The following is a 25,683-nucleotide window of genomic DNA, read 5'->3' on the forward strand; positions in this document are numbered from 1 at the left end:
CACAGACAACACTAGAGTTTTAATAATTCTAGATATAGATGATTTACGCAATGAGTTAATCATTAACAAATAGCTCCTGATAAAAATAAATACGCAGCACAAACCCAAGCTGCTTTATGCAGAGGGATAAGGGGAATAAAGAAGATGAAAAAAAGACAGAAAGTAACGGGTAGGAAAATCATTCCCGGTACTAATTTTTTAAATTATGCGTCCATGGCCTGTGCAAATTTTGCTGCCACTATATCGACAGCTTATTAAATATTCAACCTTGAATGCAGTTTTTTTGCTCAGTATGAATAGCCCGCCCGGGGCGAAAGGGACTACTTATCAAAAGCAAAACAAGAGTTTTTATCTGGCCAACTAACCACACCCGAATGAAACCGAAACTCCGCATCCGTCCCTTCAATCAAGGTTTTTTCCAAAGCAAGAAATTCCTGTACGCGAGCAGAAATATCTTTGCCTTCGGCGGCACGTTTGGCGAGGGTTAAGTAGTCTTCGTAGTGGCGGGCTTCGGATTTGAGTAAGGAGAGATAGAATTTTTGTAATTCTTCATCGAGATGGGGAGCAAGTTTGGCGAAGCGTTCGCAGGAGCGGGCTTCGATGATGGCGCCGACGATGAGTGTATCTATATAGCGACCGGGCTCTGAGGTGCGGACGAGTTTGCGCAGTTCGCCAGCATAGTTACCCGGCGTGATTTGATCGTAAGGAACGCCGCGCGCCTCCATGATATCCATTACTTGTTCGTAATGACGCAACTCTTCACGCGCGAGGCGCGACATTTTTTGCATCATGTCGAAATCACCAACGTAGCGAAACATTAATGTTATTGCCGTGGAGGCTGCCTTCTTTTCGCAATTAGCGTGATCAAGCAATAATAGCGCTTGATTATCCAATGCATTTTTAATCCAGGCATCGGGAGTTTCGCAGTGAAGAAATTCGTGGATTCGGGCGAGTGCGTTCATAAATATTCAGGAATAACTATTTGTGGTAATTAATTGTTTCGGCAGTAACAAAACACGGAGATATATAGCGCTCGTAGTGCGCACAACTCAAGGCAAAAAAGTCTTTGTCGATATTATCGCGAATAACACCTAGCGACTCCCCCTGCCAGGCCGGCTGTAACTCCAAACCATAAAGGGACAAATCTTGAATCTGGCTGGCACCCGCTCGCAACAAATCAAATACCCAGCAATAGGGATTTTGTTCCGGCTTAAATTGAATTTGCTGGTGCTTAATTTGGGTGAGCAGCAACTTTTCATCATTGATTTGAATCATGTTCTGCACGATTTGCGCGAGAAAATGCTCCAGCCGTTGGGCAATCAATAATTTTTGCTCATGGGTATAGGAGTTCCAATCGATAACTTCGTGAGCAAAACGTTTGCAGCCACGACAGACACTGTCGCCAATGCCGGTGGAGCAAATGCCTACGCAGGGTGTTTTTACAGGTTTTAATACAAGCATAGTTTTTTTAACGCAGCGGGCCGATGACTCGGCCCGCTCAGGTTTACATCTTTTAAAACAGTTAAGAAAAATTTAGTCAGGTGTTCCGACCATTTAATAGGGAGTGCCGGTGATGGCCAAATCAATTTTCCACAGTGCACCGGCACCCGTCAGGAATAATGTTTTTCCGTCGGCACCACCAAACGCAACGTTCGTTAAGTTTGCATCCGTAGTGGCTTGGGCAATCTGCTGACCTTGCGGGTCATATACACGCAACTTGCGCGCGATGTGCTCGGTCAAATAAATATTACCCAAACAGTCAATCGCCATACCATCAGGAATGGTTAAGCCAGTAACGAGATCTATCCCTTTTTGCGGTACACCATCAACAATAGGATAGGCGCGCAATATACCTTGTTCACCACCGCCATTAACATAAAGCGCACTTTCCGTCGGCGACAATGCGATGCCATTCGGGTTAGTGATGGTGTCGTCGACTAACGTCACCGTACCATCGGTAGCCACCCGATAGACCCCGGTTTTTTCCTGACCGCCAGGTGCCGCATCGCGCTGAAAGGCGGGATCGGTAAAATAAATAGTCCCGTCTTTGGCAACGGCAATATCGTTGGGCGAATTAAATACGTTGCCATTGTATTGCTCTGCGACGGCACTGCGCTCACCGGTTGCCGGGTTAAAGCGCGACAGACCTTTGTATTTGTGAGTGCCCGCAATTAGGAAGCCGTTGTTATCGACCGCCAAACCGTTACTACCGGTATCGTCAATTGCTGTTGTTACAGCACCATTGGCATCCAACTTTTGAATACGTGATGGAAATCCGGCGCTGAAGGTGAAATCTGAAAAATACAGTGAATCCTTAATCCACACAGGGCCTTCATAAAGACCATCTTCCGTGCGAGTGGTGTTAGCCGCTTCGATACGCACCGGCATTAATTCACCTGAGGGTGCTGTACCACTACAGGTGGCTGCATTTGGAGTTGTATTGGCAGTTGCTGCACTCGCTACCGGGGCTGCTGGAGATTCAACCTTGGCTTGAGTTGCGGGTGTTGCTGCCTCTTGTTTTTGGCCGCAACCAGCTATCACTAATAAGCTGGCCATAAGGCCGGAAATCATGAGGTGATGCTTTTTGGTATTCATAATGTCCTCATCCGGGTGGTCTTTAATTGGGCGCTTGTTGCTGCAGAGTCGTTATTGTTATGTCTGGTTTACCAGACAGCCTCTCACCGCATTGTTTTGATCGACCAAACAGGCACGCCACCTTATCACAAGCGACAGCAAAATCCGAAGTCAGCAAAGCTAATCGCTCTACCATTAACAGGCTTAATTGCTTCAGGTATACTTTGCGCCCGATTTACCGCTCTCTCGCGAGCAACCCAAGAGCGTTTAGTTTTTAACGCCCTTTCGCATCCATGAAGGTCATGGATAGTCTCCTGACGCAGAGATCCTGCAGAGGGAGTAACTCTTACACTAATGAGGATAAAACCGTGCTTGAAGCCTATCGTAAACAGGTCGCAGAACGCGCCGCAGAAGGTATTCCACCAAAACCACTAAACGCAGAACAAGTTGCCGGATTGGTTGAGTTGCTGAAGAATCCCCCCGCTGGTGAAAACGAAGTACTCCTTGATTTGATCACCAACCGCGTTCCGCCCGGCGTTGATGAAGCCGCCTATGTAAAAGCCGCTTTCTTAAGCGCGATACTCAAAAACGAAGCAAGCTCTCCCCTCATTGATAAGCCCCTCGCGATTAAACTGCTCGGCATGATGCTCGGCGGTTACAACATCGAACCTTTGGTAAACCTGCTCGACGACCCAACTCTGGCTCCCTTGGCTGCTGAAGAACTCAAACACACCCTGTTGATGTTTGACGCATTCCACGACGTGGAAGAGAAAGTAAAAGCAGGCAATGCGCATGCAAAAGCCTTGATGCAATCCTGGGCTGATGGCGAGTGGTTCACCAGCAAACCAAAAGTTGCAGAAAGCACCAAACTCACCGTATTCAAAGTCACTGGTGAAACCAATACCGATGACCTGTCACCTGCACCTGATGCATGGTCGCGCCCGGATATCCCACTGCACGCACTGGCCATGTTCAAAATGGCACGCGACGGCATTACTCCTGATCAACAAGGCTCAATCGGCCCGATCAAGCAAATCGAAGCACTGAAAACCAAAGGCTTCCCGCTGGTATTCGTCGGTGACGTTGTCGGTACCGGTTCTTCACGTAAATCCGCTACCAACTCTGTGCTCTGGTTCATCGGTGACGACATCCCCGGCGTACCCAACAAGCGCACCGGCGGTGTGTGTATCGGCGGCAAAGTAGCTCCAATTTTCTACAACACCATGGAAGATGCTGGCGCATTGGTATTTGAAGCTCCGGTTGACGACCTGAACATGGGCGATGTGATTGAGATTCGTCCTTACGACGGCAAAATTCTGAACGGCACCACCGGTGCAGTAATCTCTGAATTTGAATTGAAATCCGAAGTACTGCTGGACGAAGTTCAAGCAGGCGGTCGCATTCCATTGATCGTTGGTCGCGGGCTGACCAGCAAAGCGCGCGAATCATTAGGTTTGCCGCCGAGCACCCTGTTCCGCTTGCCACAAGCACCTGCTGACACCGGTAAAGGCTACACTCTGGCTCAGAAGATGGTCGGTAAAGCCTGCGGCACCACCGGAATTCGTCCTGGCACTTACTGTGAACCAAAGATGACTACCGTTGGCTCTCAGGACACCACTGGCCCGATGACTCGTGACGAACTGAAAGATCTGGCTTGTTTGGGCTTCTCTGCCGACCTGACCATGCAGTCATTCTGTCACACCGCTGCTTATCCAAAGCCGGTTGATATCGAAACCCAACACACATTGCCCGACTTCATCATGACTCGTGGCGGCGTTTCGCTGCGTCCAGGCGACGGCATCATCCACTCATGGTTGAACCGTATGTTGCTGCCTGACACCGTAGGTACCGGTGGTGACTCTCACACCCGCTTCCCAATCGGCATCTCCTTCCCAGCCGGTTCTGGCTTGGTTGCCTTCGCAGCAGCTACCGGCGTTATGCCACTGGATATGCCTGAGTCAGTGCTGGTTCGTTTCAAAGGCGAGTTGCAACCAGGTATCACTCTGCGTGACTTGGTGAACGCGATTCCGCTGTACGCTATCAAACAAGGTTTGTTGACCGTAGAGAAAAAAGGCAAAAAGAACATTTTCTCTGGTCGCATCCTGGAAGTAGAAGGCCTGCCAAACCTGAAAGTAGAACAAGCATTCGAAATTTCTGACGCATCAGCAGAGCGTTCAGCGGCTGGCTGTACTATCAAGCTCGACAAAGAGCCGATCATTGAATACCTGAAATCCAACATCACTATGCTGCGCTGGATGATCGAACAAGGTTACGGTGATGTTCGCACCATTGAACGTCGTGCACGCAAAATGGAAGAGTGGCTGGCTAACCCGGTGTTGATGGAAGCTGATGCTGACGCAGAATACGCAGCGATCATCGACATCGATCTGGCCGACATCAAAGAGCCAATCCTGGCTTGCCCGAACGATCCGGACGATGTGAAAGTATTGTCAGACGTGCAAGGCGCGAAGATTGATGAAGTGTTTATCGGTTCTTGTATGACCAACATTGGTCACTTCCGTGCAGCCGGAAAACTGCTGGCCGCCACCAAAGAAGCTCTGACCACCCGTTTGTGGATCGCCCCACCGACCAAGATGGATGCGCATCAGCTGATGGAAGAAGGCTACTACAGCATTTACGGCGTGAAAGGTGCCCGCACCGAAATGCCAGGTTGCTCGCTGTGCATGGGCAACCAGGCACGCGTTGCGAAAAACTCTACTGTGGTATCTACCTCCACCCGTAACTTCCCTAACCGTTTGGGTGAAGGTGCAGATGTGTATTTGGCCTCTGCTGAGCTGGCGGCAATCGCTGCTATTCTTGGCAAGCTGCCAACGCCAGAGGAATACCTGAGCTACGCGCAGAAGATTGACAGCATGTCGGCCGATATTTACCGTTACCTCAACTTCAATGAAATTGAGGCCTACCAAGACGCGGCCAACGAAGGCAAACGTATTGCAGCGGTAGAGATTCAAACTGTTGCCGTTTAGTAAGGTGCTCTGGTTAAATTTGCCAGACAAAACCTTCGTGTTACAAAAAAAGCCCGCTGCATAGCGGGCTTTTTTTTGCCACAATTTTCACCCTAATTAACCATAACAAAAACCGGCAGGAAACCTTATCGCAACTATACTTCTGGCATAAATACTGCTCCCTCAGAGTAAATTATTCCTTTTCGTCATTTTTTTGGCGATTCATTTTATTGAGGCCTCACTATGGATCAGCTGCAAGAACTTCTTCGCCAGGCAGAACTAAAACAAAAAAGTCTGGAACTGGAAATGGTATTTCAGCGAAACATGGAGTTTTTTCGCCAAGCCGAACCCAATATTTACAACAAATATCGCGACTACAACCCCACCAAAATCAAGATGATGCTTGCGTCGGAAGGCTACATCAATCTTGTTAATGTGGACTTGGACAACTCACCGGTATTCAACAAAGACCCGGTTGCCTTCTGCCAGGAGTATGTCGACCAATACAAACTCCTTCCTTCGCGCTACCGCGTCCTCGCGCGCACAACACAGGCATTGGATGTTGAAAGCGACGCGCACATAAGTACCATGAACCCGCTGATCGACTTCATCAACTCCAAAGAAGTAACTAACGTCATTATTCCTTTAGAAAAAGAAACACAATTTATGTTGGTGATGGGCATTGGCCTTGGCCACCATATTAATCAACTGTTGAAATACACTGACATCAAACATCTATGCATTATTGAACCCCATGAAGATATTTTTTTTGCGGCTTTGCATACATTAGATTGGCTTAAACTCTATGAACACTTTGATCGACAATACACAACGTTTAATTTGATTGTTGGCCAAACGCCAAGCGCATGTTACGACCAGATACGAGTTTACCTGAATCAAATCGGGTTATTTAATGCCGCGAGACCGAATGTATTCGATCATTTAAGCAGCCCGGAGATGAAAGCAACCACATCGATGTTCTTCGAAAAGCTTCCCACCCTTATCGGTGCAATGGGCTACTTCGACGATGAGCAAATCAGCCTTTCACATTCCGTAGCCAACTATCGAAACAACACACCAATACTGCGAAATCACGCGCTACTAACCAACAGTTACACGGACAAACCTGCATTTGTCATTGCGAATGGCCCATCACTGGATAAAGCAAAGGATTTTCTGTTGTCCAATCGCGACAAAGCCATTATTTTTTCTTGTGGAACGGCACTAGGCTCACTCGCGAAACTCGGGATAAAACCAGACTTTCATATCGAAATGGAACGCACGCGGCCGGTGGTTGAATGGATTGAAACCTCTACGACGGAAGAATTCCGCAAAGACATTATTTTGCTCGGTTTAAACACAATTCACCCCGACACCTTTGGGTTATTCAACACCATTGGAATGGGCATGAAAAGCAACGACGTGGGGACACATTTTATTTGCCAATATATCGGCGAAGATCAGTTTGTCATAAACATGGCATTGTCCAACCCAACAGTTGGTAACACCGGTATGGCATTCGCAGCCGCTCTGGGCTTTTCCAATATTTATATTTTTGGCATGGACTTCGGCTTTCCCGCAGAAGGAAAGCATCACTCTGAACTGAGTACGCATTATGACATTGGCGACGAGCACCAGGAAGACCTGCACCTCTATAAACATGATGCTGAAGGAAACATCCTTCTCGATGGAAACTTTGGAAATAAAATAGTGAGTACGTCTGTTTATTCGCATGCGCGACTCGCTGTTGAAACCTTGCTAATACAAAACAAAAAGATTAACTGCTTCAACACGAGCGAGGGTGTATTAATTCGAGGAAGCACGCCTATTCGCTACAATGATATAGATTTTAGCAACCTACCAACCATTGATAAAAAACCATATGCCCGCAGCCTCTTCAACAAACATTTCAACATGAATGGGCTTAAGAAAATTCATGACAACGAAGAAGTGATGAAAAAGTTCTCTCCCGCACTGGAACTATTCGATCAATTCAGGGCAATTTTTGCCAGGAATGCTACAAGCCGAAGCGAAGCGTTTCTAATGCTAAGCGAACATCACCACATTGCGCTGAATGCTGGCTTAGACAAAATAAAACAGTACGCCTACTCACTCATCAAAGGCAGTGTTCATTCATTTAACTTTGTACTGGCGAAATCACTCTATAACGGAGCAAGCGAAAAGGAAGGTATTGAAATATTTAATCAAGCAAAAAAATATTACCTTGAGTTCATGGACCATGCAGAGCAAAAGCTTCGCAATGAACTTTTAAAGACTGACGCACGCACACGCAACCTGGCAGAAAAAGTCAAACCGCAAAACAAATTGCACTGATCTGGTCCTACCCACAAATGCAGAAACATCAAAATTGACGCAGCAACCAGGCGTCAATTTTTTTATGAGTCGCTTTAATATTCGACAAAAGCGCCGCCGTAATTACATGACCGTCAACATGCTGACCTGATAAAGCCAACTGAGACTGATCAAACAAAGTCGCGGAAAATCCCGCTGCCGTTACATCAACCGCTAACGCACTTAAATTAAGTTCTCGATATAAATGACTAATCTGCGGATAACAAACCAATCCCAATGTCGGCACACCCATTCCTAAAGGGCATACGTTAGCGTGAAAACGCATTGCCAAAACCAGACTAGCCTGCTGATACAGTGAAAATTGCCTATCGCCGCCGACGGTTCCTACCAAATATGGCGCAACAGCAACTCGACGACGACGCAAGTTATCCGGTAAAAATTCTATTACTGAAGATATAGGCGCATAATCGCGAAAAATATGCGGAACAAACACGAGGTTCAAATCATGATTGGCGGTAAGCAGCTGTTCAAGGCAGCCAGCAAACTCTTTAAAAAAACCTTCAGCTGACAAAAAGTTTTGCCCGCCTTTGAAACGAGTATCCAACATATCTCCCGCCAAATTTATAACAATATTCCGGGGAGAATTTTCCAATTCGGGAAGGCTGTGCGCCGCTGGCGTCACAAAAAAACCACCATCTGGAACAGCAGACACCGCTCGCGAGTAATACTCACCGAGATATTTTTCCAGGGTATCCACAGCGCCATCATTGCGCACCGCCACAAAAAATCTATCGTCTGCCAGGATACAATCCATAAACGCCCGAAAGCGCTGCAAACAGATGTCCGGCACCCCCTGACCTGCGTCAACACCCAATCCGTAAAAAAGCACCGGGCAACGAATTTTAGCCAAGAGTTCGGGCGGCAAATCAATCGAACATCCGGTACGCGAACTCTCAACCCAAAGTTCGAAATAATTGCCACCGCCTATCAACAAAAGATCAAATTGATTGGCGTAACTAATAAAGTCGTCATCAAAAAATCGCTGTTTCCAATAGAACTCCCGAATTTCCAGTTCGGTAAAGTTCAGCTGAAATGAAAGGTTTTGCGCAAACTGTGCCCGAGCACCTGCGTGATTCGCATTGTCGCCTATATTGCCGGAAAAGCTTGCCAGGTGAAGAACTTTTAAATGTCGTAGCATTAGGCCTCACTTTGCCACACAGTATGGCGTAATCGCCATTGGCCATATTCATCCCTAACCCATAAATGCGGTGAACGGAATTTATCAACTGATTGCCAAAATTCCTGTTCACTCGAACTAATGTAGTCTAGAAACTCATGGAAATATTTTTTGGGAAATTCCTGATCATATTTTTTAACCAGATGCACAGCCTCTTCCCGGGTAATTTTCCCATTTCGAACCTCCTGAGCAGCATCATAGGTTGCTCGGCCAATGCCAAATTTGATCAAGGTAGTGAAATAGTGAAATGGGTCGATCTTATCGTCGATACTACTGTATTTTGAATAGGAACCTTCGGTGCGATCGGGGTTCGCCTGGAAGCCGGTATGCTCAGCCGCATAGTAATAACATTCCTGGGGATCCCATTTCAGGTAATAGCCAAGGTAGTGAACTTCAATATTTTTTTCTGCCAATAGCTCCGGGCGCGGCGCGATATACGGAGTAAAATCATTCAACGTAAAATCATATTGGTCAATAATTTCGCGCACAGTCACGCCACCCAAACGCATGTCTAATGGATCATCGGTAGAGAAGAACTTGGGATCCATTGTTGGCTTAGCGTTCTCATCAACTTTATTGCCATACTCCGCCTGATTCTCGCCATACATGACTAACGGAACATTAAATTTTGCAGCCATTAATGGCCCAATAATTCGCTGGCCAACAATAAACGGTTGAAATGGATGCAGAAGATTAATAAACGCGAGGCGCGTTAACAGGCGGTGCAGCTTACCATTGGGTGTAAATAACACATTGTCCAATCCTCCAACATGCATCCAATTTTGCATGTTTTTCCAACCAATATCAGTGTACAGGTGCGGGGACCAGGTTACCGTCAATGGGTTCATTCCGTATTTATATTTCAAAACATGCGCGGTGAACGCACTGTCCTTTCCTCCACTACCAGGAACTATTACATCGTAACCGCCATCGTTGCGCTTAAAGCGGGCTAACAATGCTTTTAATTCATCCTCTTTCTGTTTCCAATCAATCCCCTGATCTTTCTGCTCGGCGAAACGGCAAGCACTGCAAATACCGTCATCGTCAAAATCAATTACTGATTTTTTTTCCGTGGCCGTATGTTTGAACTCAACGGTAGAATTAGGGCGCTGATTGGAAATTACACATCGCTTACAAAACGTAACTTGTGGAGGGAGACCAAAAAAAGTTTCCATAATCAGACTCACTTAGTCATTCGACACAGTAAAAAATTAGGTTTATTTATCTTCATTTTGTTAATTGAAAACAAATGATTTAAGCAAAGATAAGCCTAATGCACCGCTTTTCTCTGGATGAAATTGCACACCACAAACTCGACCGTTTATCGCCATGGAGCAATAGTCGATTCCCGCGTAAGTCGTGGTTGCCAGTAAATGCTCTGGCTTATCCGGTACACATACAAAACTATGCACAAAGTAATAAAATCCATCCAATGCAGTAGATGCAAACACGGCGTCAGCATCAGCGTTTTTATTCCAGCTAACCGCACTCCATTCAATGTGCGGTAACCTGGCGGGAACTGGCAATTGCTTTTCCTCTGCATAACGGGAGAAATGAATAACCCTACCCGGGATTATCCCTAACCCTTTTGCCCCGCCATGCTCCTCGCCAAAATCAAACAACATTTGCATCCCAACACAAATGCCCAACATGGGCTTACCCTGGGATACATAGGTTTTGATCGCATTATCCAGCGAATATTCCTTTAACTTTTGCATACAATATGGAAAGGAACCAACGCCAGGTAAAACTAATCGATCTGCCGCAATAATACGCTCAGGATCGCGAGTCAATTCCACTTCACAACCAATAAATTCAAACGCGTTCGTCAAACTGCGGATATTGCCTACACCATAATCAACAATCACGAGCTTCATACACTGACCTCGCGTCTCACTGGATATCCTGCATCCGCGATTGCCACTTTTACGTTGCCAATAGAAATCAGGTCATAATGAAATATGCTCGCACAAGCAATAGCACTGGGAACAGTCGTATTTAAAAGGCTCGCGATATCGCTCACTTTACCCATTCCGCCGCAGGCTATTACGGGAATAGAAACCGCGCGATTTACTGCGGCAATCAATTGATTGTCAAAGCCCCGTTTTGTACCTTCCTGATCAATCGAAGTTATCAATAATTCGCCTGCACCAAGGCTCTCTAATTTTTTTGCCCAATCGATTGCATTTAGTTGCGTCGGTTCACGACCATTATCGATGTAGGCCTCCCAGGAACTGCCCACGCGTTTAGCCTCGATTGAGGCAACTACACACTGGTTACCAAAACGTTGGGAAGCCTTCTGAATAATCTCCGGGTTGTGCACGGCTGCGGTGTTGATCGCGACTTTATCCGCACCCGATTGCAAACACTGGTGAATGTCATCCAGAGTACGAATACCACCGCCCATGGTGATAGGTATAAAAATTTCCTTACAGGCCGCTTCAACAATATGAAATAAATTGTTGCGATCATAAAGACTGGCAACTGCATCCATAAAAAGGATCTCATCTATTCCACTCTGGTAATAGCGGAGCGCCATTTCGTTAGGGTTACCCACTTTCCTGAGCCCCTCTAAATGGATTCCCTTGATCACAAACTCATTTTTAATATCGATTCGGGAAATAACTCTCACGCGGTACCTGCCCAATCAACAAACTTTTTCTGATTGCTGGTTTTCCACACATCTTCATCACGCAGAATATCTAAAAAACGCATACAGCTATTCCCTTCGCCAAAATGCTGAACAGGTTCGACCGTAAGGTTTTTTATTGCGTAAATTGCCGCGTCTATTTCATCTTTTTGACTAAGGCAATTAATAACACTTGGCAAGTCAGCACGATCCGTTTGCCGGGTTCCAATGTTAATAGCCGGCACACCATAGTAAGGTGCCTCCATTAATGCGGAACTGGAATTGCCAATCATGTAGCTGGCATGTTTTAACAGTGTCAGGAAGTAATCAAAACGCATTGAGGGGTAAACTTTAAAATGCAAGGTATTGCTTTCTATGCGCGAATATTCATGAATAATAGCAGCACTGCCGCTATCATTATTGGGATAGATAACGACGTAGTTTTCTCCAGACTCGACTACCGCATCGACCAAACACTTCACTTGCCTGCGCATGTCATCCACCTCGGTAGTGACCGGGTGAAAAAGCATAATGGCGTATTGCTCAAACGGAATGCCATACCATTCCTTTACTTGCTCAAGACTGGGTAAGTCGGGAGAAAACAACGCGTCCACATCAGGGGACCCAATAGGATAAACATTGTTGCGATTTTCGCCTAACTGAATAAGACGCTGCATTGCTCGTTCATTAGAGACGAAATGCAAGTGAGAAAGCTTACTTACGGAGTGGCGAATCAAGTCATCAATGGTACCGGAGACTTCACCACCCTCGATATGTGCAACCAGGATATTATTGAGACTTCCAACAATGGCGCCCGCCATAGCTTCTACCCTGTCACCGTGAACCACGATCATATCCGGCTTAATTTCTTTTACGTAATCTGAAAGCCCCGCGATGGTTTTAGCGAGTATAGAATCCATCGTATCGCTGTAATTCTGATTGATGAATTTATAAATATTTTTATACCCGCGATTTTCAACCTCCATGCAAGTCAGACCGTATTTGCGAAGCATGTGCATGCCCGTCACAAACACATGAATTTCAAACTGACTTGCCTTATCCATCACATCCAGCAGCGAACGTATTTTCCCGAAATCAGCGCGAGTACCTGTGAGGAATACAATTTTTTTTCTCATTACGATACCCAATTAATCGTCAAGCACGTGGAGGCAGGCCGACAACTTGACGATATGCCACCAATTCATCTGCAGCAATGTCCTCAGACGCAGGTTTGCCTATCACATCATCATAAAACTCAGCCAATATCTCTCCGGTGCCAGGGCGCTTTACCCAAATATTTTCGGCACTAAATAGTTCACCTTTTTTAACGGGTTTGATAGTAACTACCGTAGCGTAGGCAAAATTAATCGTTGGTTGTTCCTCTTTCACTATGCCTTTACGGCCTCCACGCATTTTGTGCAACAGCGCTGCACCAGTAATAAGTTCGTTTAATGCAGCCGGGTCCATTGAGCACACAATGTCCGGCCCTTCGCGGGACATGGAGTCAGTAAAGTGACGCTCCAAAATATCCGCTCCAAGCGCAACAGCACCCAGGCATGCATAATTTCCTAACGTATGATCAGACAATCCCACAACCGCATCAGGAAACTCCTGCTGTAATTCGCGTACTGCCTCAAGCCTTACTAATTCCGGTGGGGTGGGATAAATATTGGTACAGTGCATCAACGCATACGGCACCTTGTATTCGCGAAATATCGCCACTGCCTTGCGAATACTTTCAATGGTATTCATGCCGGTGCTTAAAATAATTGGCTTACCTTTTTGGGCAATATGTTTAATTAACGGGTAATTATTGCATTCACCTGAACCGATTTTATATGCGGGAACATTCATGCGCTCCAGGCGCTCAGCGGCAGCGCGTGAAAACGGGGTGCTAATAAATACTGCCCCCTTGGCCATAACATATTGCTGCAAAGCAATTTCATCTGCTTCGTTAAGCGCACATTCTTCCATGATTTTATAAATAGGCTTATCAGAATTCCCCGGCTTGATGCGCTTCGCCTCACCGGCCATTTCATCTTCCACTATGTGCGTTTGATGCTTAATAACTTCTGCGCCCGCTGCAACGGCGGCATCGACCATTTGCTTGGCAATCTCCAACGAGCCATTGTGATTGATACCAATTTCCGCAATTACCAGCGGAGGATAATCCGGCCCAACCAAACGACCGCCGATATTAATTACATTTCTTGCCATCTTCTAACCTCTCACGCAGGCGCTGCGCTGCAATCGCTAAATCATCAGGTGTATCAATATCCAAGCTGTCATCGTCAGACATTAAATAGGGAATAATATGTGTGCGTGGAATTTTCTCTTCGCGCAAAAAATCGTCCACTTTAAAAATATAGATTGCACCATTGGGCATATAGAGCGAGGGCAAGTCCTGCCGGCGCGTATAGGAGGTGTGCTCGCCCGCCAGGGGATGCAAAAACTCCCCGCCCCCGACATAGGCCTTCATAAATTTATTACTAATTTCATAAACACTGATCAAGCTGTGGCATGTGGGAAAATCATTGAATTCAGCCAGCGCTTCACGAATATGCTCACCGGTGCGTAATGGCGAGGTAGGTTGCAACAAAACAATTATGTCTTTTGCTGCTGGTTTAACACGATGAATAAATTCTGCAATAACCGGATCGGTCGGAGAATCGTCGCGCGCCAGATGCGGATCGCGTTTTAATCGCTCAGCCTTGTAGTAATGGGCTACCGATAGAATTTGATCGTCATCCGATGAGACATAAATATCATCAATAACACCGGAAGCCTGAGCAGCCTGAATGCTATAAGCAATGAGAGGCTGATCCAGTAATGGAGCAATATTTTTCTGCAATATGCCTTTTGATCCACCGCGAGCAGGTAGGAGCGCAAATACTTTTTGCATAGTCTGTCCGGTTTTTGACGGTTTCAATGGTAATTAGTTATATAGCAAAGGATCTGCCAAAGGTCACGAAAGCCCCATGGAATAATTGAGAAAAAACAATTTGGTATAAAAAACAGGCAGGAATAACGGAAGGCCCGAGTGACGAGCCTCACTGCGGATCAACTACTTTTTGCGGTGAAGGGCAGGCGATCAAGGATGCCATCTAAAAAATCACCCGTAGAATTGAGTGCGCGAACAATTGATTCCATTGCCTGAAATTGCGACATCAGGCGCGCACGGTACGCCTCACTGCGACGATTCAAGGCTTCCTCATCTTTTTCCACCTTATCAATATCCTTGTTAACGCTTGTTTCGCGCTCTTTGATCAACCCGGAAGACTTAACATAGTCGTTAACCAGATTAGTCATTGCACCCGCAAAACCGCGTGAAAACGTGATAGTTCCTGAGGTTGCACCCGGGCGAACAGACATACTCAAACCTTCCGCCTTACTACCTAACGCCGGCAAAAGCACATTTCCGTAGCCAAAGGCCGCTTCGCCATTCACAGTACCACCGACATTGGTTCCTGCAGTACCGGCCCCAAGCGCAATGCCCAAATCCGCCATATCAGTAGAAATAGCAGAAATTTCTACTTTACTGGACGAGCCATAGGCATCGGAGGTGAATACCAATTTTCCCGCATCCACGCTAACCGCTACAGTGGATTTGGCCGCTTTGACGTTAGTATCGAGATTAATAAGGCTTTGTATTTCAGTTGCCAATTCACTGGCAGACGCATAGGTTTTGCCGGCAGGAATTGTAATCAGCGCAGACTCAGTACCATCCACTTTCACTTTGAAGTTGTAATCTTTGCCAGTGGTATCCAGAGGGAATGTCGCAACCATTGCCGCACCGGTATATTTACCCTTGGATGGCTGTTGGGTAATCACAACATCATAAGAACCCGCCTGGCTTTTCGCTGAAAACTTGGTGACGTCGATATTGGTAACTGTAGAAGAAGTCTTGGGCACAAACAGATCGCGCACAAACGAGAAGTTGTTATCGATTGCCGCGCGAAATCCGGTATTGCCTTCTGTTTCAACAATTTTTAACGAGCCATCCAGTTCTGTCCGTATCCCCAAGTTGGATAAGCTGGTGAAGCCACCGCTCAGGCCAGGTACAGCGGCAGAAAGCGTACTTCGAATACCACGCATCAAGTTATTGGACAGTGAATCGCGGTGTAAACTGCCGTAGTCCTTTTTCTCTGTATCATAACCAACCAGCTTTTCCACCTCAGTTTTAAATGTGTTGTAAGCAGTAACAAAATCGCGAATTGCTTTTTCAGCAATTGACTTATCTTCGTTGATAGTCACGCTTACCGTTTCGGTAAGGGACGCCGCAAACAAATCAAATTCCAATCCATCAACCACGTCTTTAATTTGGTTGGTCTCACGCGAAACTAACAGGCCGTTTACACGGACTTTCGCATCAAGCCCCTCTTGTTGCTGCGAGAGGTTGCGCGTGGTTTCGTTAAAATTAAAACTGGCCAATCCCGGGGAACCCGCGGTTTCCGCCGCGGTAATTTCAATTTCGTTTTTGGCACCTGACTTGGAGGTCAACAACAAACGATAGGAGGAACCGTCACCTACGATACTTGCAGAAACCCCGATGTTTGCTTTGTTAATGGCATCGCGCAAACCCGATAGGGAATTGTTGGAATCGTCGATGGTAATTGTGCCGCCGGTTTTAGTGGAATCAACGGTAAAATCATTCAGTGCCGCATTCCACTCGCCCAGACGAATGGTGAGAGTCCCCTTACCTATCGGATCGGTCATGGACGTGAACGTGGTAGAACTCAGTGATTGCGACTGCGCAACCTGCTCTACTTTCAACTGATAAGCACCCGCGGCGGCCTTGGCATCCAGCTTGGTGATGCTTAACAATTTGGTATCTGGAATAGACAACGATTTGGCGTTAAACGTGTCCGAACTACCCAGCGCTGTCGCAGCGGTTTCCAGTTTCGAGAGGGAGCTGCGCAAGAGACCAAAATCGGATATCTGGGTTTCCAACAGGGTCTTTTTGGTGGTCAAGCGCTCAGCCTGAACCATTTTGTTGGCTTCAGTGAGTTGATCCGCGAGCTTGTTGGTATCAATACCTGACCCGGTCCCCAACGCACTAATAATGCTGGAACCTGTCGATGCATTGCTGTTGGTTGTGCTTGATGTTGAGCTCACCATAATACCCTCACGCCACAAAATTGCCGCTCGCCTCATCGGATGAGTGCTTGCTTCAAGGTTAGCGGCAACCTATGGGTAAACTTTAGCCGGTTTTGCCGCTTTTATTGAAAATAAACTGCCAAAAATACTCTCAATAACGCTTTGAGCACAAAGCGAGCCAATTCATGGAAAAGCGGTATAAGCAAAGGATGTAAAGAACCCTCACCAAATGCCTTTATTCGGCGACAGGTAAGGTGAAATAAAACGTAGAGCCCTGCCCTTCTACAGATTGATAATCTATTTTGCCCCCGAAGCGCTCCACAATAACTTTGGTAATACTTAAGCCAAGACCTGTGCCGTCACGCCGCTTGGTATCCGATGAATCCACCTGCGCGAACTTGCGGAAAATTCGTTGACGAAACTCAGCAGGAATTCCCTGTCCCTGATCAATTACCGAAATTTTTAGCGTGGCATCGATGCGCACGAGTTCTACATAAACTTTGCCACCCAAATGTGAATATTTGATCGCGTTGGATAAAAGGTTCGACATCACCTGCAAAAAGCGATCGACATCCAGATTGGCACTGAGCTGCTGTGAACCCTCATCTACGCCACTCAGAATTAACTCTACGCCATAGCGCGTAGCATATCCCTGGTTTTGCTCAATTGATTGCTGTAGCAAGGGATAAACAGGCTTGCGCTGGTTGTGCAACTGCACGTTGCCGAACTCCAGTTTATCGATATCCAAAATGTCGTTAACCAAACGCGTTAACCGATCCACGTTGTTGCTGGCGATGGTCAGTAAATCTCTGGAGCGAATCTCCAACGCACCTAAATCACCACTCAAAACAATACCCAACGCACCTTTGATTGAGGTTAAGGGTGTACGTAACTCATGACTTACCGTAGAAATAAATTCCGTTTTAAGCTTATCCACTTTTCGTTTTGCAGAAGCGTCATGAATAATTAGAGTAAAGAGATTTCGATCTTGTAGCGCGACCGGACTTAAACTTAATTCGATCGGCAATTGATTGCCATCGCTGCGCAACGCAACGCCTTCACGCCAGCTTATGGTTTCCAAATATTGTCCATCCTGCGAGAAAAAGGAATCCAGGTCGGGAATCAAATCACCTATCAGCAACAGCTTCTGTGGATCAAAAACATAACCAAATAATTGTGCAGCTGCCGGGTTAGCACGAATAATTAAACCTCGCTCATCAACTACCAAGATAGTTTCTACTGCATTCTCCAGAATTGCAGTTAACTCCTTGGTCCGCTGCTCCACCAAATCACGCACATGCTGGGTACGCCCACTAATCAAAAGCAGGAACCCCCCGAGAAAGCTACAAAACAGCAACCCACCGGCCAACACAAACCAGGATTGCAGGCCTCGATGCCTTAGCAAAAAGGATTCTGAGGGCATTATTTTGACGGACAACCGATGACCAGCAAAAGAAATATCGCGTGTTACCGACAACGAGTGGGCATATGCAGATCCGCCATTGGATATAGCCGCGTAAAACTCCAAGGGAGTTGCCGCATCAGTGGTATCGGTAATTAAAAGATCGATCTCAGATGTGCGAAATGACTTTAACGCAGTCGGAATTAGTGTATTGATTCGCACGATTGCAGTCGCGTAACCCAATAAATTTTTTTGCCGTAACTCAGCGGTCAACGCTTGGTCGCCATCGCGAAAAACCGGGTAAAACACAATTACCCCAGGGGAATATTGGGTATCGCGATACAAATGCAAAGGGTTGGTCATTGCTAATGCACCCGTGTCGCGAGCCCGCTCTTGCGCTACCGCACGGATTGAATCTGCAGCCGAGTTAATCCCGATCAAGCCCAGATTATCTAACCAAGGCTCAACATAGGTAATAACGGTGTAATCAGAACGTACCGGCGCCTGTATAAAATCCCCCGCTGCATTTTTTTCCTTTATAAAAAAATTTTCATATCCCTCAGATCGCATTTGTTCTTCAAACTGCACACGCTGGTGATGGGGAACAAACTGATTCCAGGAAAAACCGGAAACACCGTCAATTCCCGGAATTACACTGTTCACATAATTAGCAAACTCATCTCGAGTTACATGATCAGATGCAATAAATAACCCGCGTAATGTTGCAAGACTATAAGCGACAGCGGATAACTGCGATTCAATAGAGGTGGTGATGAGTTCCGCTTGCTGCTTAAACTGATCCTCCAACTTTTTTTGCTCGTTGTTACTCGCCAACACAAATACAACTACGACCGCCAGGCTACTCACAACGATTGGCATACCGACCGTATAACGCCGCGCTTGCCAAAAATGTCGGGGCGATGCGAAAAATATACACATCAGAGGCGTGGCAATGAGCACGCCAATGGCATCACCTATCCACCACGACCACCAGGTAAACAGCATTTGTTTAAAATGAATAATGCCGTTGAAATACAACACCAATGAACCACAGCTCGCACTCAAACTGGTTGCGATTGGCCCGCCCAAAATAAAGAATGCGAAAATCTTTCGCTCATCGGTTAATTTATCGGGGAAACCAACGAAATGACGAATCAACCAGGCTCCGGCCGCACTCGCTAACGAACTTCCTGCAGCAATTTCTGCAGCCACCAACACCACAGCGCCGGAAAGTGGCTGGCCGCCGCTGAGAGCGACGGAAATATTTAATAGCGTTGACCCCAAAAAAACACCCAACAACATGGGCATTCCCCAAATCAACACCGCTCCCAGTGCGATCCCCATCGGCAAAAATAAGCCGGTCACAAATCCCGGAGGAATCGCCAACAACAACGACAAACGCCCGGCGATCACATACGCCAAGGTCAGCCACATAATGCGCAACACCGTATTGGTTGCAGGTGAGCGTGCAAGTTCAATCATTGAGTAGAGCCCGTCTAAGACTGCCTGGTAGCATCGTTATTCTTTCCTAAGCCTAGCTGATGTTTCTCAATTCATCGCCCGCAGTTGTTAAGGCACATAAAAAAACCGCAGCAAGCTGCGGTTTTTTAACACATTAACGATCAATCCGATTATCTCAGTAACTGCAACACCTGCTCTGGGCGCGCGTTCGACTGTGCCAACATCGCCTGGGCTGCTTGCTGTAAGACTTGCGCCCTACTTAGTGCCGCCGTTTCCGCCGCAAAGTCCGCATCTACAATCCGCGAGCGCGACGCCGAGGTTTTTTCAGATACGTTCGCCAGGTTGGACATGGTGAAATCCAGCCGGTTGTTGATCGCACCGAGTTGTGAGCGCGTATCGTTAATCGTCGTTAGCGCTTTATCGATTACCCCAATCGCCTTCTGGGCCTTGGCTGCAGTATCAATACTTATCGATGCGATGGCGGTACCAAATGCGCCGCCGGCCGTTGAGTTAGCTTCAAGCAAGCCAATCTCCGCCGCCGTTGCATTATCGCCGAGCTCGACACTGATTGGATTACCGTTGGCGCTGGTTAACTTAATACCCGCCTCTACTCGCAATGCTGCAACCAAAGAGGCGGCAAAACCAGACGTAACTGTGGTGACTACGTTGGTACCATCGGCCATAAACTCGTTAAAGATGGCTCCCTCAAACCCGGCATCTCCGGTACCACTGAAAATATCAGCAAGCGTATTGGTAGCAAATCGAATTGCACCCTGATCGGATTCAAGCACAACGCTGTTCCCGAGTAAGGTTGCTCGCACACCAGTCAGATTGCTCGCGCCGTTGAAGGCATCTACAAGACCTTGAGTGGTAGTCACCAAACTGAAATCGAGATTGACACCATTCATTGTCAGGACGTTAGCACCCGCTGCGGCGGCAAAGGCTGTACCGACATCAACCCGGGTCAAATCGATGGTTACCGTGGAGAAAGCATTGGCTGTAACACCTGTTTCATTCGTGGCAGCGTTAATAGCATTTACCTTGCCAATCAAGCTATCAGTGTTTTTGTTGCTTATGACGGTGCCGTTGATGGTTAAATCCCCAACTCCCCATGCGGTTTCTGCAGCGGCCGTCGTGATTCCCGCTCCTTCAATAACGCCACCACCCTGATTTTCGCGGAAACCCAGGTTGTGCAGATCAGAAAGCGTGCCTGTGTTGCCACGGGTAATCTTGATCGGCTTGTCATCATCGGAAGTGAGTACGATTTGGCCTCGTTGCGATAGACCGTCTCCGACTGAAGCAGCCATCCCCACCGTCGATTGCAAATCCAAACCACCGGCTGCCGCAACGGAAATCGTTGCCCCGGTGTTGTTGCTCAGCGACAAAACTCCTTGGTCATTTACTTCTGCACGTACTGTTCCGCCGGTAATACGACCGATAGTTTCAATCAGCTGCTCCATACTCGTGGTGTTCTCACGAATCTGATAGGTTTGGGTCGCACCGTTTAATGAAGCTACGGTAATGTCCAAACCTTGCCCGGCATCGTTGTCGATAACGCCACTACCTAATTGCGACCCTTTTAACTGCGTCAACGCCGAGGCAGTAACACCGCTGAGCCGCTCATTCATAATCACCAGGAACTCAGCCATGGTATTGGTTTCTGCGGTAGCTGCCGAATCAAACTCGCCGATGGATTGACCATTAATCAGGACGTCACCATCACGAATATCTGCGCCAGCCGTTGAACTAAACAGCGACAAACTGAATTCTGCACCCAGCACATCCACGCTGACTGATCCCATCCCCAGTGTTTTGGCATCCATCGCTTGAACTTTCAATTCGATAGTTTGGTTAGCGTCAGACCCCACTTGCAGCTGCACTTTACCGAGTGAACCATCTAACAGTTTTTGGCCGTTGAAGGATGTGCTTTTTGCAATACGATCCAACTCCAGGATGAGTTGTTGGACTTCCGCATCCAATGTTGCGCGATCAGCATCTGAGTAGATTCCGTTAGCAGATTGAATCGACAGTTCGCGCATACGCTGCAAAATATTGGTGGTTTCTTGCAATGCACCTTCCGCAGTTTGAATGAGCGACACACCATCATTCGCATTGCGGATCGCTTGATCGAGGCCGCGAATTTGCGAGGTCATGCGGTTGGAAATTGCCAAACCCGCAGCGTCATCTTTGGCAGAATTAATACGTTGACCAGAGGACAAGCGCTCGGTAGCGCGGTCCAGCGCATTTCCTGAGTTCATCAATTGGCGCTGTGAATTCAAGGAAGCGACATTGGTGTTAATGACTAAAGGCATAATGAATCTCCTAATGATTGTTCCTGTTCACAGTTGCTATTGCTGTGACAAGTCGACTAATGAAGTTCATAGCCATCGACTAATCGACTTGCATGGACCGTCAGAACTTCGTGGCAAGACTTGTAAGAAATTCGCTACCAATTCTTGAACCAGCCAGCTTGTTAAAGACAGGTTGCTACAAACAGGATTTCTATACGGGTCGCCTAAGTCGGGTTTTGCACAGACTGTGCCAAAAAATATTCAGGAGATTTGTAACGAGAGAATTAGCGTGTTATTCAGGCAAAAATGAACGCTGCTAAATTGCACAAATTTTTTCTTATTTAAATTAAAAAAACACCAAACAAAAAATAAAAATAACAACAGAAAAACAAAAAAAGAGAGCCGCTCACGCGACTCTCTTTTTCGTTTACCAAAAAACCTTAAAAATCAAAAAAACCCTTCTTTTACAGCAATTTATGCTTGCGCACTAAACAACTGCCCAGGTTCCTCCGGGTTATGTGTTTGGGCCAAACGCAAGAATATTTCATCAGGTATCTGACGAATAACTTCTTGCGTTGATCTATCCAAAACTTTCACCACTGTCTCACCCGATTCAGGGTCATAACTGAAGTTTAAATCGCGCTGTGTCGACTGAATATATTCATTCATTTTCGCTACAGCAGCCTGAACTTGCTCTTGTACCGCCTGCGAATTGACAGGATCTTGTGGTAAAGATCTTGCCGCTTCGGCGGCAGGCGGCAAATCATTGCCGGTTTTTTGACCTTTAGCGCTACCTGGCAACGACGAAACCGGTACGGCTTTCGCCGGAACCGGGTTCGAAGCAACTTTAGTGATGTCATTCATAACTTTATCCTCACTAAAATTTCCCCGGGCTTGCTGTAATCAGCTTACCCGGAGAGAGCCAGTTATTATCTCAACAGAGACAATACTTGTTGTGGACGCGCATTAGATTGAGCCAACATCGCCGAGGCCGCTTGTTGTAACACTTGCGCACGACTGAGGTTAGCGGTTTCCGCCGCGAAGTCAGCATCGGTAATACGTGACCTTGCAGTAGAAGTCTTCTCAGAAATGTTCGCCAGGTTGGATACAGTAAAGTCCAAACGGTTGTTGATCGCACCGAGGTTCGAACGTACATCGTTGATAGTCGTCAAGGCATTGTCGATCACCTTGATGGCTTTCTGCGCGTTCGCCTGGGTATCAATACTGATTGAGGCGATTGCGGAACCGAAGGCACCTCCAGCAGTTGAGTTAGCTTCAAGGATACCAATTTCTGCCGCAGTAGCATTTACACCCAGCTCAACACTGATGGGGTTGCCGCTCGAGCTTGTTAACTTGATACCCGCCTCTACTTTGAATGATGTGCCCGCGCTGCCCGTGGTGTTTACCACCGAACCATCGGCCATGAATTCAGTAAATGTCGCCCCAACAAAACCCGCTCCAGCCGACGTACCACCGAACACACCAGCGCCAGCAGTATTGTTGTTGAAGCGCATTGCGCCTTGATCGGACTCCAATACAACTTTGGTACCCTGAACGCTGGCGCGTACACCAGTGGTGTTGCTCGCACCATTCAGAGTATCTACCAAGCCCTGCAAGGTAGTTACAGAAGAAAGGTCGATATCCACACCATTCAAGGTCAAGGTATCTGCAGTACCCGCAAATGCAGTTTTAAGATCCATACCGCTAGTTTCAATGGCAACCGTAGAAAACGCATTGGCAGTAACGCCAGTTTCCGCAGTCGCCTTGTTAATCGCGTCAATTTTGCCCAACAAGCTATCAGTGTCTTTGTTGCTGATCACCGTACCATTGATGGTCAAATCACCTACACCCCAAGCGGTATCCGCGTTTGCGGTAGTAATTCCAGCACCCTCGATAACCCCGCCTTTACCGCTCTCGCGGAAGCCAAGTCTGTGGAGATCTTGCAAGGTACCAGTGTTGCCGCGAGTAATGGTAATTGGACGGTCATCATTAGAGGTCAACACCATTTGACCCGTTTGGGACACACCATCACCTACAGAGGAAACCATACCAATGGAGGTAGCCAGATCCAGACCACCGCTGGCAGCAACCGCAATAGTAGCGCCCGTGTTGTTGGCAAGTGTCAGTACGCCATCATCGCCAACAGACGCATTAACTGCACCGCCAGACACGCGATTAATCGCCTCAGCCAGCTCATCAATGGTGGTGGTATTTTCACGCAGTTGATAAGTCTGAACAGCGCCATTCAATTCAGTAACAGTAATGTTCAAGCCCTGGCCAGCATCATTATCGATAATACCGCTACCAACGCGCGAACCATTCAATTGGGTAATTGCCGATGCAGTTACACCACCCACTTTCTCGTTGATGTTTCCGATCAGGTCACTAAGGGTATCTACTGAACCCGCAAAGTCACCGATGGTTTGGCCATTAATCAGCACGTCGCCATCTTTCAGGTCATTGGCACCGGCTAACAAGCTCAGTGATGAGAATTCAGAACCTAACAAATCCACACTGGTTGAGCCCATACCCAGGGTTTTTGCATCCATCGCCTGAACTTTAAATTCGATAGTTTGGTTGGCGCTGGAGCCTACTTGCAGACTTACATTGCCCAACTTGCCGTCCAACAGTTTTTGACCGTTGAATGAGGTGGTATCTGCGATACGGTCCAACTCTTTTACCAGTTGTTGTACCTCGGCATTCAATGTTGCGCGGTCGCCAGAGCTATAGATACCGTTCGCAGACTGTACAGACAGTTCGCGCATACGTTGCAGGATGTTAGTGGATTCTGACAGCGCACCTTCAGCGGTTTGAATCAAAGACACACCGTCGTTAGCGTTACGGATTGCTTGATCAAGACCGCGTACTTGAGAGGTCATGCGGTTAGAAATCGCCAAACCTGCTGCGTCGTCTTTTGCTGAGTTAATACGTGCACCTGAAGACAAACGTTCGGTCGCGCGGTCAAGCGCGTTGCCTGAACTCATCAACTGACGCTGAGCATTCAGAGAGGCGACGTTTGTGTTAATGACTAAAGCCATGATGAATCTCCTGGATTAATAATCTGTTGCAGTAGCTGCGAGTGGCTGGCTTTGCTGCGACATGTCGGTTGATGAAGTCTGAGCACAACGGACTAATCAGCACTTCTAATCAGGTTATCGACACATCCAAGAGGAGCTTTAGAAATTTTTTATGGCGGGAACCAACTATTTACAACAAGAAAGGCAAAAAAATATTTCGTCTGGTTATATAGAGCGGAAAAACGTCAATTTACCGACCGTAAGCATCCATTGCCTTGCTGGCAATTACGTGCTGACGTAACTCTGTCGTTGCTTTGTCGCGATTTTCCTCGGCAAGTACCGACAGCTGCTTATTAATCCCTTTGATCTCCTGAATAACACCCGCCGCTTTCGCCTCAAGATTAGCTTCCGCCAGAGATTCCAGGTATTCGGGGTCATTTATAGACAGTAGACCTTGCTGACGTTGTTGTACCAGGGTTTCAAAAGATTCCCAATCGCCAGCTTGAGCAAGAGATAAAAGCGCTTGGGATTGACTCAGTGCACGTGCCAGGGGGTCTAACAGGGGATTGGTTTCCATAGAACAACTCTTTGTAATGGAATAAACGCAGACTAACTCTATACAGCAAGATTAGCAAAAGATTATCGGTTTGGCGCAGAAGTTTGCCGCGCCAAAACGAGAGTAAGAGCACATTACCA

The 25,683-nt window shown here is 47.0% G+C and carries 18 protein-coding genes; 2 read left to right on the top strand and 16 right to left on the bottom strand.

Annotated features, from left to right (window positions below):
• Positions 1 to 320: 320 nt before the first annotated feature.
• From D0C16_RS04655 to D0C16_RS04665, 3 genes are all read right to left on the bottom strand, one after another.
• Positions 321 to 962, bottom strand: a complete 642-nt coding sequence (locus tag D0C16_RS04655) for a tRNA-(ms[2]io[6]A)-hydroxylase (RefSeq protein WP_151031231.1) — start codon at positions 960 to 962, stop codon at positions 321 to 323.
• A 16-nt stretch (positions 963 to 978) separates the two neighbouring features.
• Entirely contained in the window at positions 979 to 1,461 is a 483-nt protein-coding gene (locus D0C16_RS04660; RefSeq protein WP_151031232.1) for a DUF1289 domain-containing protein, read from the bottom strand.
• A gap of 93 nt (positions 1,462 to 1,554) precedes the next feature.
• Positions 1,555 to 2,595, bottom strand: coding sequence for an SMP-30/gluconolactonase/LRE family protein (locus tag D0C16_RS04665; protein WP_151031233.1), 1,041 nt, complete (start codon positions 2,593 to 2,595; stop codon positions 1,555 to 1,557).
• Between the two features lie 347 nt (positions 2,596 to 2,942).
• Here D0C16_RS04665 and acnB point away from each other — a divergent pair, with 347 nt between their 5' ends.
• Entirely contained in the window at positions 2,943 to 5,561 is a 2,619-nt protein-coding gene (gene acnB / locus D0C16_RS04670; RefSeq protein WP_151031234.1) for a bifunctional aconitate hydratase 2/2-methylisocitrate dehydratase, read from the top strand.
• Positions 5,562 to 5,783: 222 nt separating this feature from the next.
• Positions 5,784 to 7,874, top strand: a complete 2,091-nt coding sequence (locus D0C16_RS04675; RefSeq protein ID WP_151031235.1) for a 6-hydroxymethylpterin diphosphokinase MptE-like protein — start codon at positions 5,784 to 5,786, stop codon at positions 7,872 to 7,874.
• A gap of 28 nt (positions 7,875 to 7,902) precedes the next feature.
• Here the strand turns inward: D0C16_RS04675 and D0C16_RS04680 are convergent, their stop codons facing one another.
• The 13 genes from D0C16_RS04680 to D0C16_RS04740 all read right to left on the bottom strand — a co-directional run bounded on the left by D0C16_RS04680 (position 7,903) and on the right by D0C16_RS04740 (position 25,564).
• On the bottom strand, positions 7,903 to 9,051 hold the full coding sequence (locus tag D0C16_RS04680) for a polysaccharide pyruvyl transferase family protein (protein WP_151031236.1): 1,149 nt from the start codon (positions 9,049 to 9,051) through the stop codon (positions 7,903 to 7,905).
• Entirely contained in the window at positions 9,051 to 10,265 is a 1,215-nt protein-coding gene (locus D0C16_RS04685) for an N-acetyl sugar amidotransferase (RefSeq protein ID WP_225318905.1), read from the bottom strand. The genes D0C16_RS04680 and D0C16_RS04685 overlap by 1 nt, the downstream gene beginning before the upstream one ends.
• Before the next feature lie 60 nt (positions 10,266 to 10,325).
• Positions 10,326 to 10,967, bottom strand: a complete 642-nt coding sequence (gene hisH / locus D0C16_RS04690; protein WP_151031238.1) for an imidazole glycerol phosphate synthase subunit HisH — start codon at positions 10,965 to 10,967, stop codon at positions 10,326 to 10,328.
• The gene (hisF, locus tag D0C16_RS04695; RefSeq protein WP_151031239.1) at positions 10,964 to 11,722 is read right to left on the bottom strand and encodes an imidazole glycerol phosphate synthase subunit HisF; all 759 of its coding nucleotides are present in this window, start codon (positions 11,720 to 11,722) and stop codon (positions 10,964 to 10,966) included. The genes hisH and hisF overlap by 4 nt, the downstream gene beginning before the upstream one ends.
• Entirely contained in the window at positions 11,719 to 12,855 is a 1,137-nt protein-coding gene (gene neuC, locus D0C16_RS04700) for a UDP-N-acetylglucosamine 2-epimerase (RefSeq protein WP_151031240.1), read from the bottom strand. Before neuC ends, hisF begins: the two co-directional genes overlap by 4 nt.
• 19 nt (positions 12,856 to 12,874) lie before the next feature.
• Positions 12,875 to 13,936 (bottom strand): N-acetylneuraminate synthase family protein, encoded by a 1,062-nt coding sequence (locus tag D0C16_RS04705; protein ID WP_151031241.1) that lies wholly within the window; start codon positions 13,934 to 13,936, stop codon positions 12,875 to 12,877.
• The gene (locus D0C16_RS04710) at positions 13,917 to 14,621 is read right to left on the bottom strand and encodes a cytidylyltransferase domain-containing protein (RefSeq protein ID WP_151031242.1); all 705 of its coding nucleotides are present in this window, start codon (positions 14,619 to 14,621) and stop codon (positions 13,917 to 13,919) included. Before D0C16_RS04710 ends, D0C16_RS04705 begins: the two co-directional genes overlap by 20 nt.
• 158 nt (positions 14,622 to 14,779) lie before the next feature.
• Positions 14,780 to 16,837 (bottom strand): flagellar filament capping protein FliD, encoded by a 2,058-nt coding sequence (fliD, locus tag D0C16_RS04715; RefSeq protein WP_151031243.1) that lies wholly within the window; start codon positions 16,835 to 16,837, stop codon positions 14,780 to 14,782.
• Between the two features lie 214 nt (positions 16,838 to 17,051).
• Complete coding sequence (locus tag D0C16_RS04720; protein WP_151031244.1) at positions 17,052 to 19,700, bottom strand: CHASE domain-containing protein; 2,649 nt, start codon at positions 19,698 to 19,700, stop codon at positions 17,052 to 17,054.
• Between the two features lie 149 nt (positions 19,701 to 19,849).
• On the bottom strand, positions 19,850 to 21,991 hold the full coding sequence (locus D0C16_RS24670) for a flagellin (RefSeq protein WP_151031245.1): 2,142 nt from the start codon (positions 21,989 to 21,991) through the stop codon (positions 19,850 to 19,852).
• Between the two features lie 453 nt (positions 21,992 to 22,444).
• Positions 22,445 to 22,834 (bottom strand): flagellar protein FlaG, encoded by a 390-nt coding sequence (locus tag D0C16_RS04730; protein WP_151031246.1) that lies wholly within the window; start codon positions 22,832 to 22,834, stop codon positions 22,445 to 22,447.
• A gap of 65 nt (positions 22,835 to 22,899) precedes the next feature.
• Positions 22,900 to 25,008 (bottom strand): flagellin, encoded by a 2,109-nt coding sequence (locus D0C16_RS24675; RefSeq protein WP_151031247.1) that lies wholly within the window; start codon positions 25,006 to 25,008, stop codon positions 22,900 to 22,902.
• A 229-nt stretch (positions 25,009 to 25,237) separates the two neighbouring features.
• Positions 25,238 to 25,564, bottom strand: coding sequence for a flagellar protein FliT (locus tag D0C16_RS04740; protein WP_151031248.1), 327 nt, complete (start codon positions 25,562 to 25,564; stop codon positions 25,238 to 25,240).
• Positions 25,565 to 25,683: the final 119 nt, after the last annotated feature.

It is taken from the genome of Cellvibrio sp. KY-GH-1 (assembly GCF_008806975.1).
Classification (GTDB): domain Bacteria; phylum Pseudomonadota; class Gammaproteobacteria; order Pseudomonadales; family Cellvibrionaceae; genus Cellvibrio.

What these genes read in the sequence shown, in the direction of transcription:
- D0C16_RS04705 (WP_151031241.1), bottom strand. Translation starts at nt 13,936, where the DNA reads ATGGCAAGAAATGTAATTAATATCGGCGGTCGTTTGGTTGGGCCGGAT.
- D0C16_RS04685 (WP_225318905.1), bottom strand. Translation starts at nt 10,265, where the DNA reads ATGGAAACTTTTTTTGGTCTCCCTCCACAAGTTACGTTTTGTAAGCGA.
- D0C16_RS04660 (WP_151031232.1), bottom strand. Translation starts at nt 1,461, where the DNA reads ATGCTTGTATTAAAACCTGTAAAAACACCCTGCGTAGGCATTTGCTCC.
- D0C16_RS24670 (WP_151031245.1), bottom strand. Translation starts at nt 21,991, where the DNA reads ATGCCTTTAGTCATTAACACCAATGTCGCTTCCTTGAATTCACAGCGC.
- D0C16_RS04710 (WP_151031242.1), bottom strand. Translation starts at nt 14,621, where the DNA reads ATGCAAAAAGTATTTGCGCTCCTACCTGCTCGCGGTGGATCAAAAGGC.
- D0C16_RS04655 (WP_151031231.1), bottom strand. Translation starts at nt 962, where the DNA reads ATGAACGCACTCGCCCGAATCCACGAATTTCTTCACTGCGAAACTCCC.
- D0C16_RS04730 (WP_151031246.1), bottom strand. Translation starts at nt 22,834, where the DNA reads ATGAATGACATCACTAAAGTTGCTTCGAACCCGGTTCCGGCGAAAGCC.
- neuC (WP_151031240.1), bottom strand. Translation starts at nt 12,855, where the DNA reads ATGAGAAAAAAAATTGTATTCCTCACAGGTACTCGCGCTGATTTCGGG.
- D0C16_RS04665 (WP_151031233.1), bottom strand. Translation starts at nt 2,595, where the DNA reads ATGAATACCAAAAAGCATCACCTCATGATTTCCGGCCTTATGGCCAGC.
- D0C16_RS04720 (WP_151031244.1), bottom strand. Translation starts at nt 19,700, where the DNA reads ATGATTGAACTTGCACGCTCACCTGCAACCAATACGGTGTTGCGCATT.
- D0C16_RS04740 (WP_151031248.1), bottom strand. Translation starts at nt 25,564, where the DNA reads ATGGAAACCAATCCCCTGTTAGACCCCCTGGCACGTGCACTGAGTCAA.
- D0C16_RS04675 (WP_151031235.1), top strand. Translation starts at nt 5,784, where the DNA reads ATGGATCAGCTGCAAGAACTTCTTCGCCAGGCAGAACTAAAACAAAAA.
- D0C16_RS24675 (WP_151031247.1), bottom strand. Translation starts at nt 25,008, where the DNA reads ATGGCTTTAGTCATTAACACAAACGTCGCCTCTCTGAATGCTCAGCGT.
- D0C16_RS04680 (WP_151031236.1), bottom strand. Translation starts at nt 9,051, where the DNA reads ATGCTACGACATTTAAAAGTTCTTCACCTGGCAAGCTTTTCCGGCAAT.
- hisH (WP_151031238.1), bottom strand. Translation starts at nt 10,967, where the DNA reads ATGAAGCTCGTGATTGTTGATTATGGTGTAGGCAATATCCGCAGTTTG.
- fliD (WP_151031243.1), bottom strand. Translation starts at nt 16,837, where the DNA reads ATGGTGAGCTCAACATCAAGCACAACCAACAGCAATGCATCGACAGGT.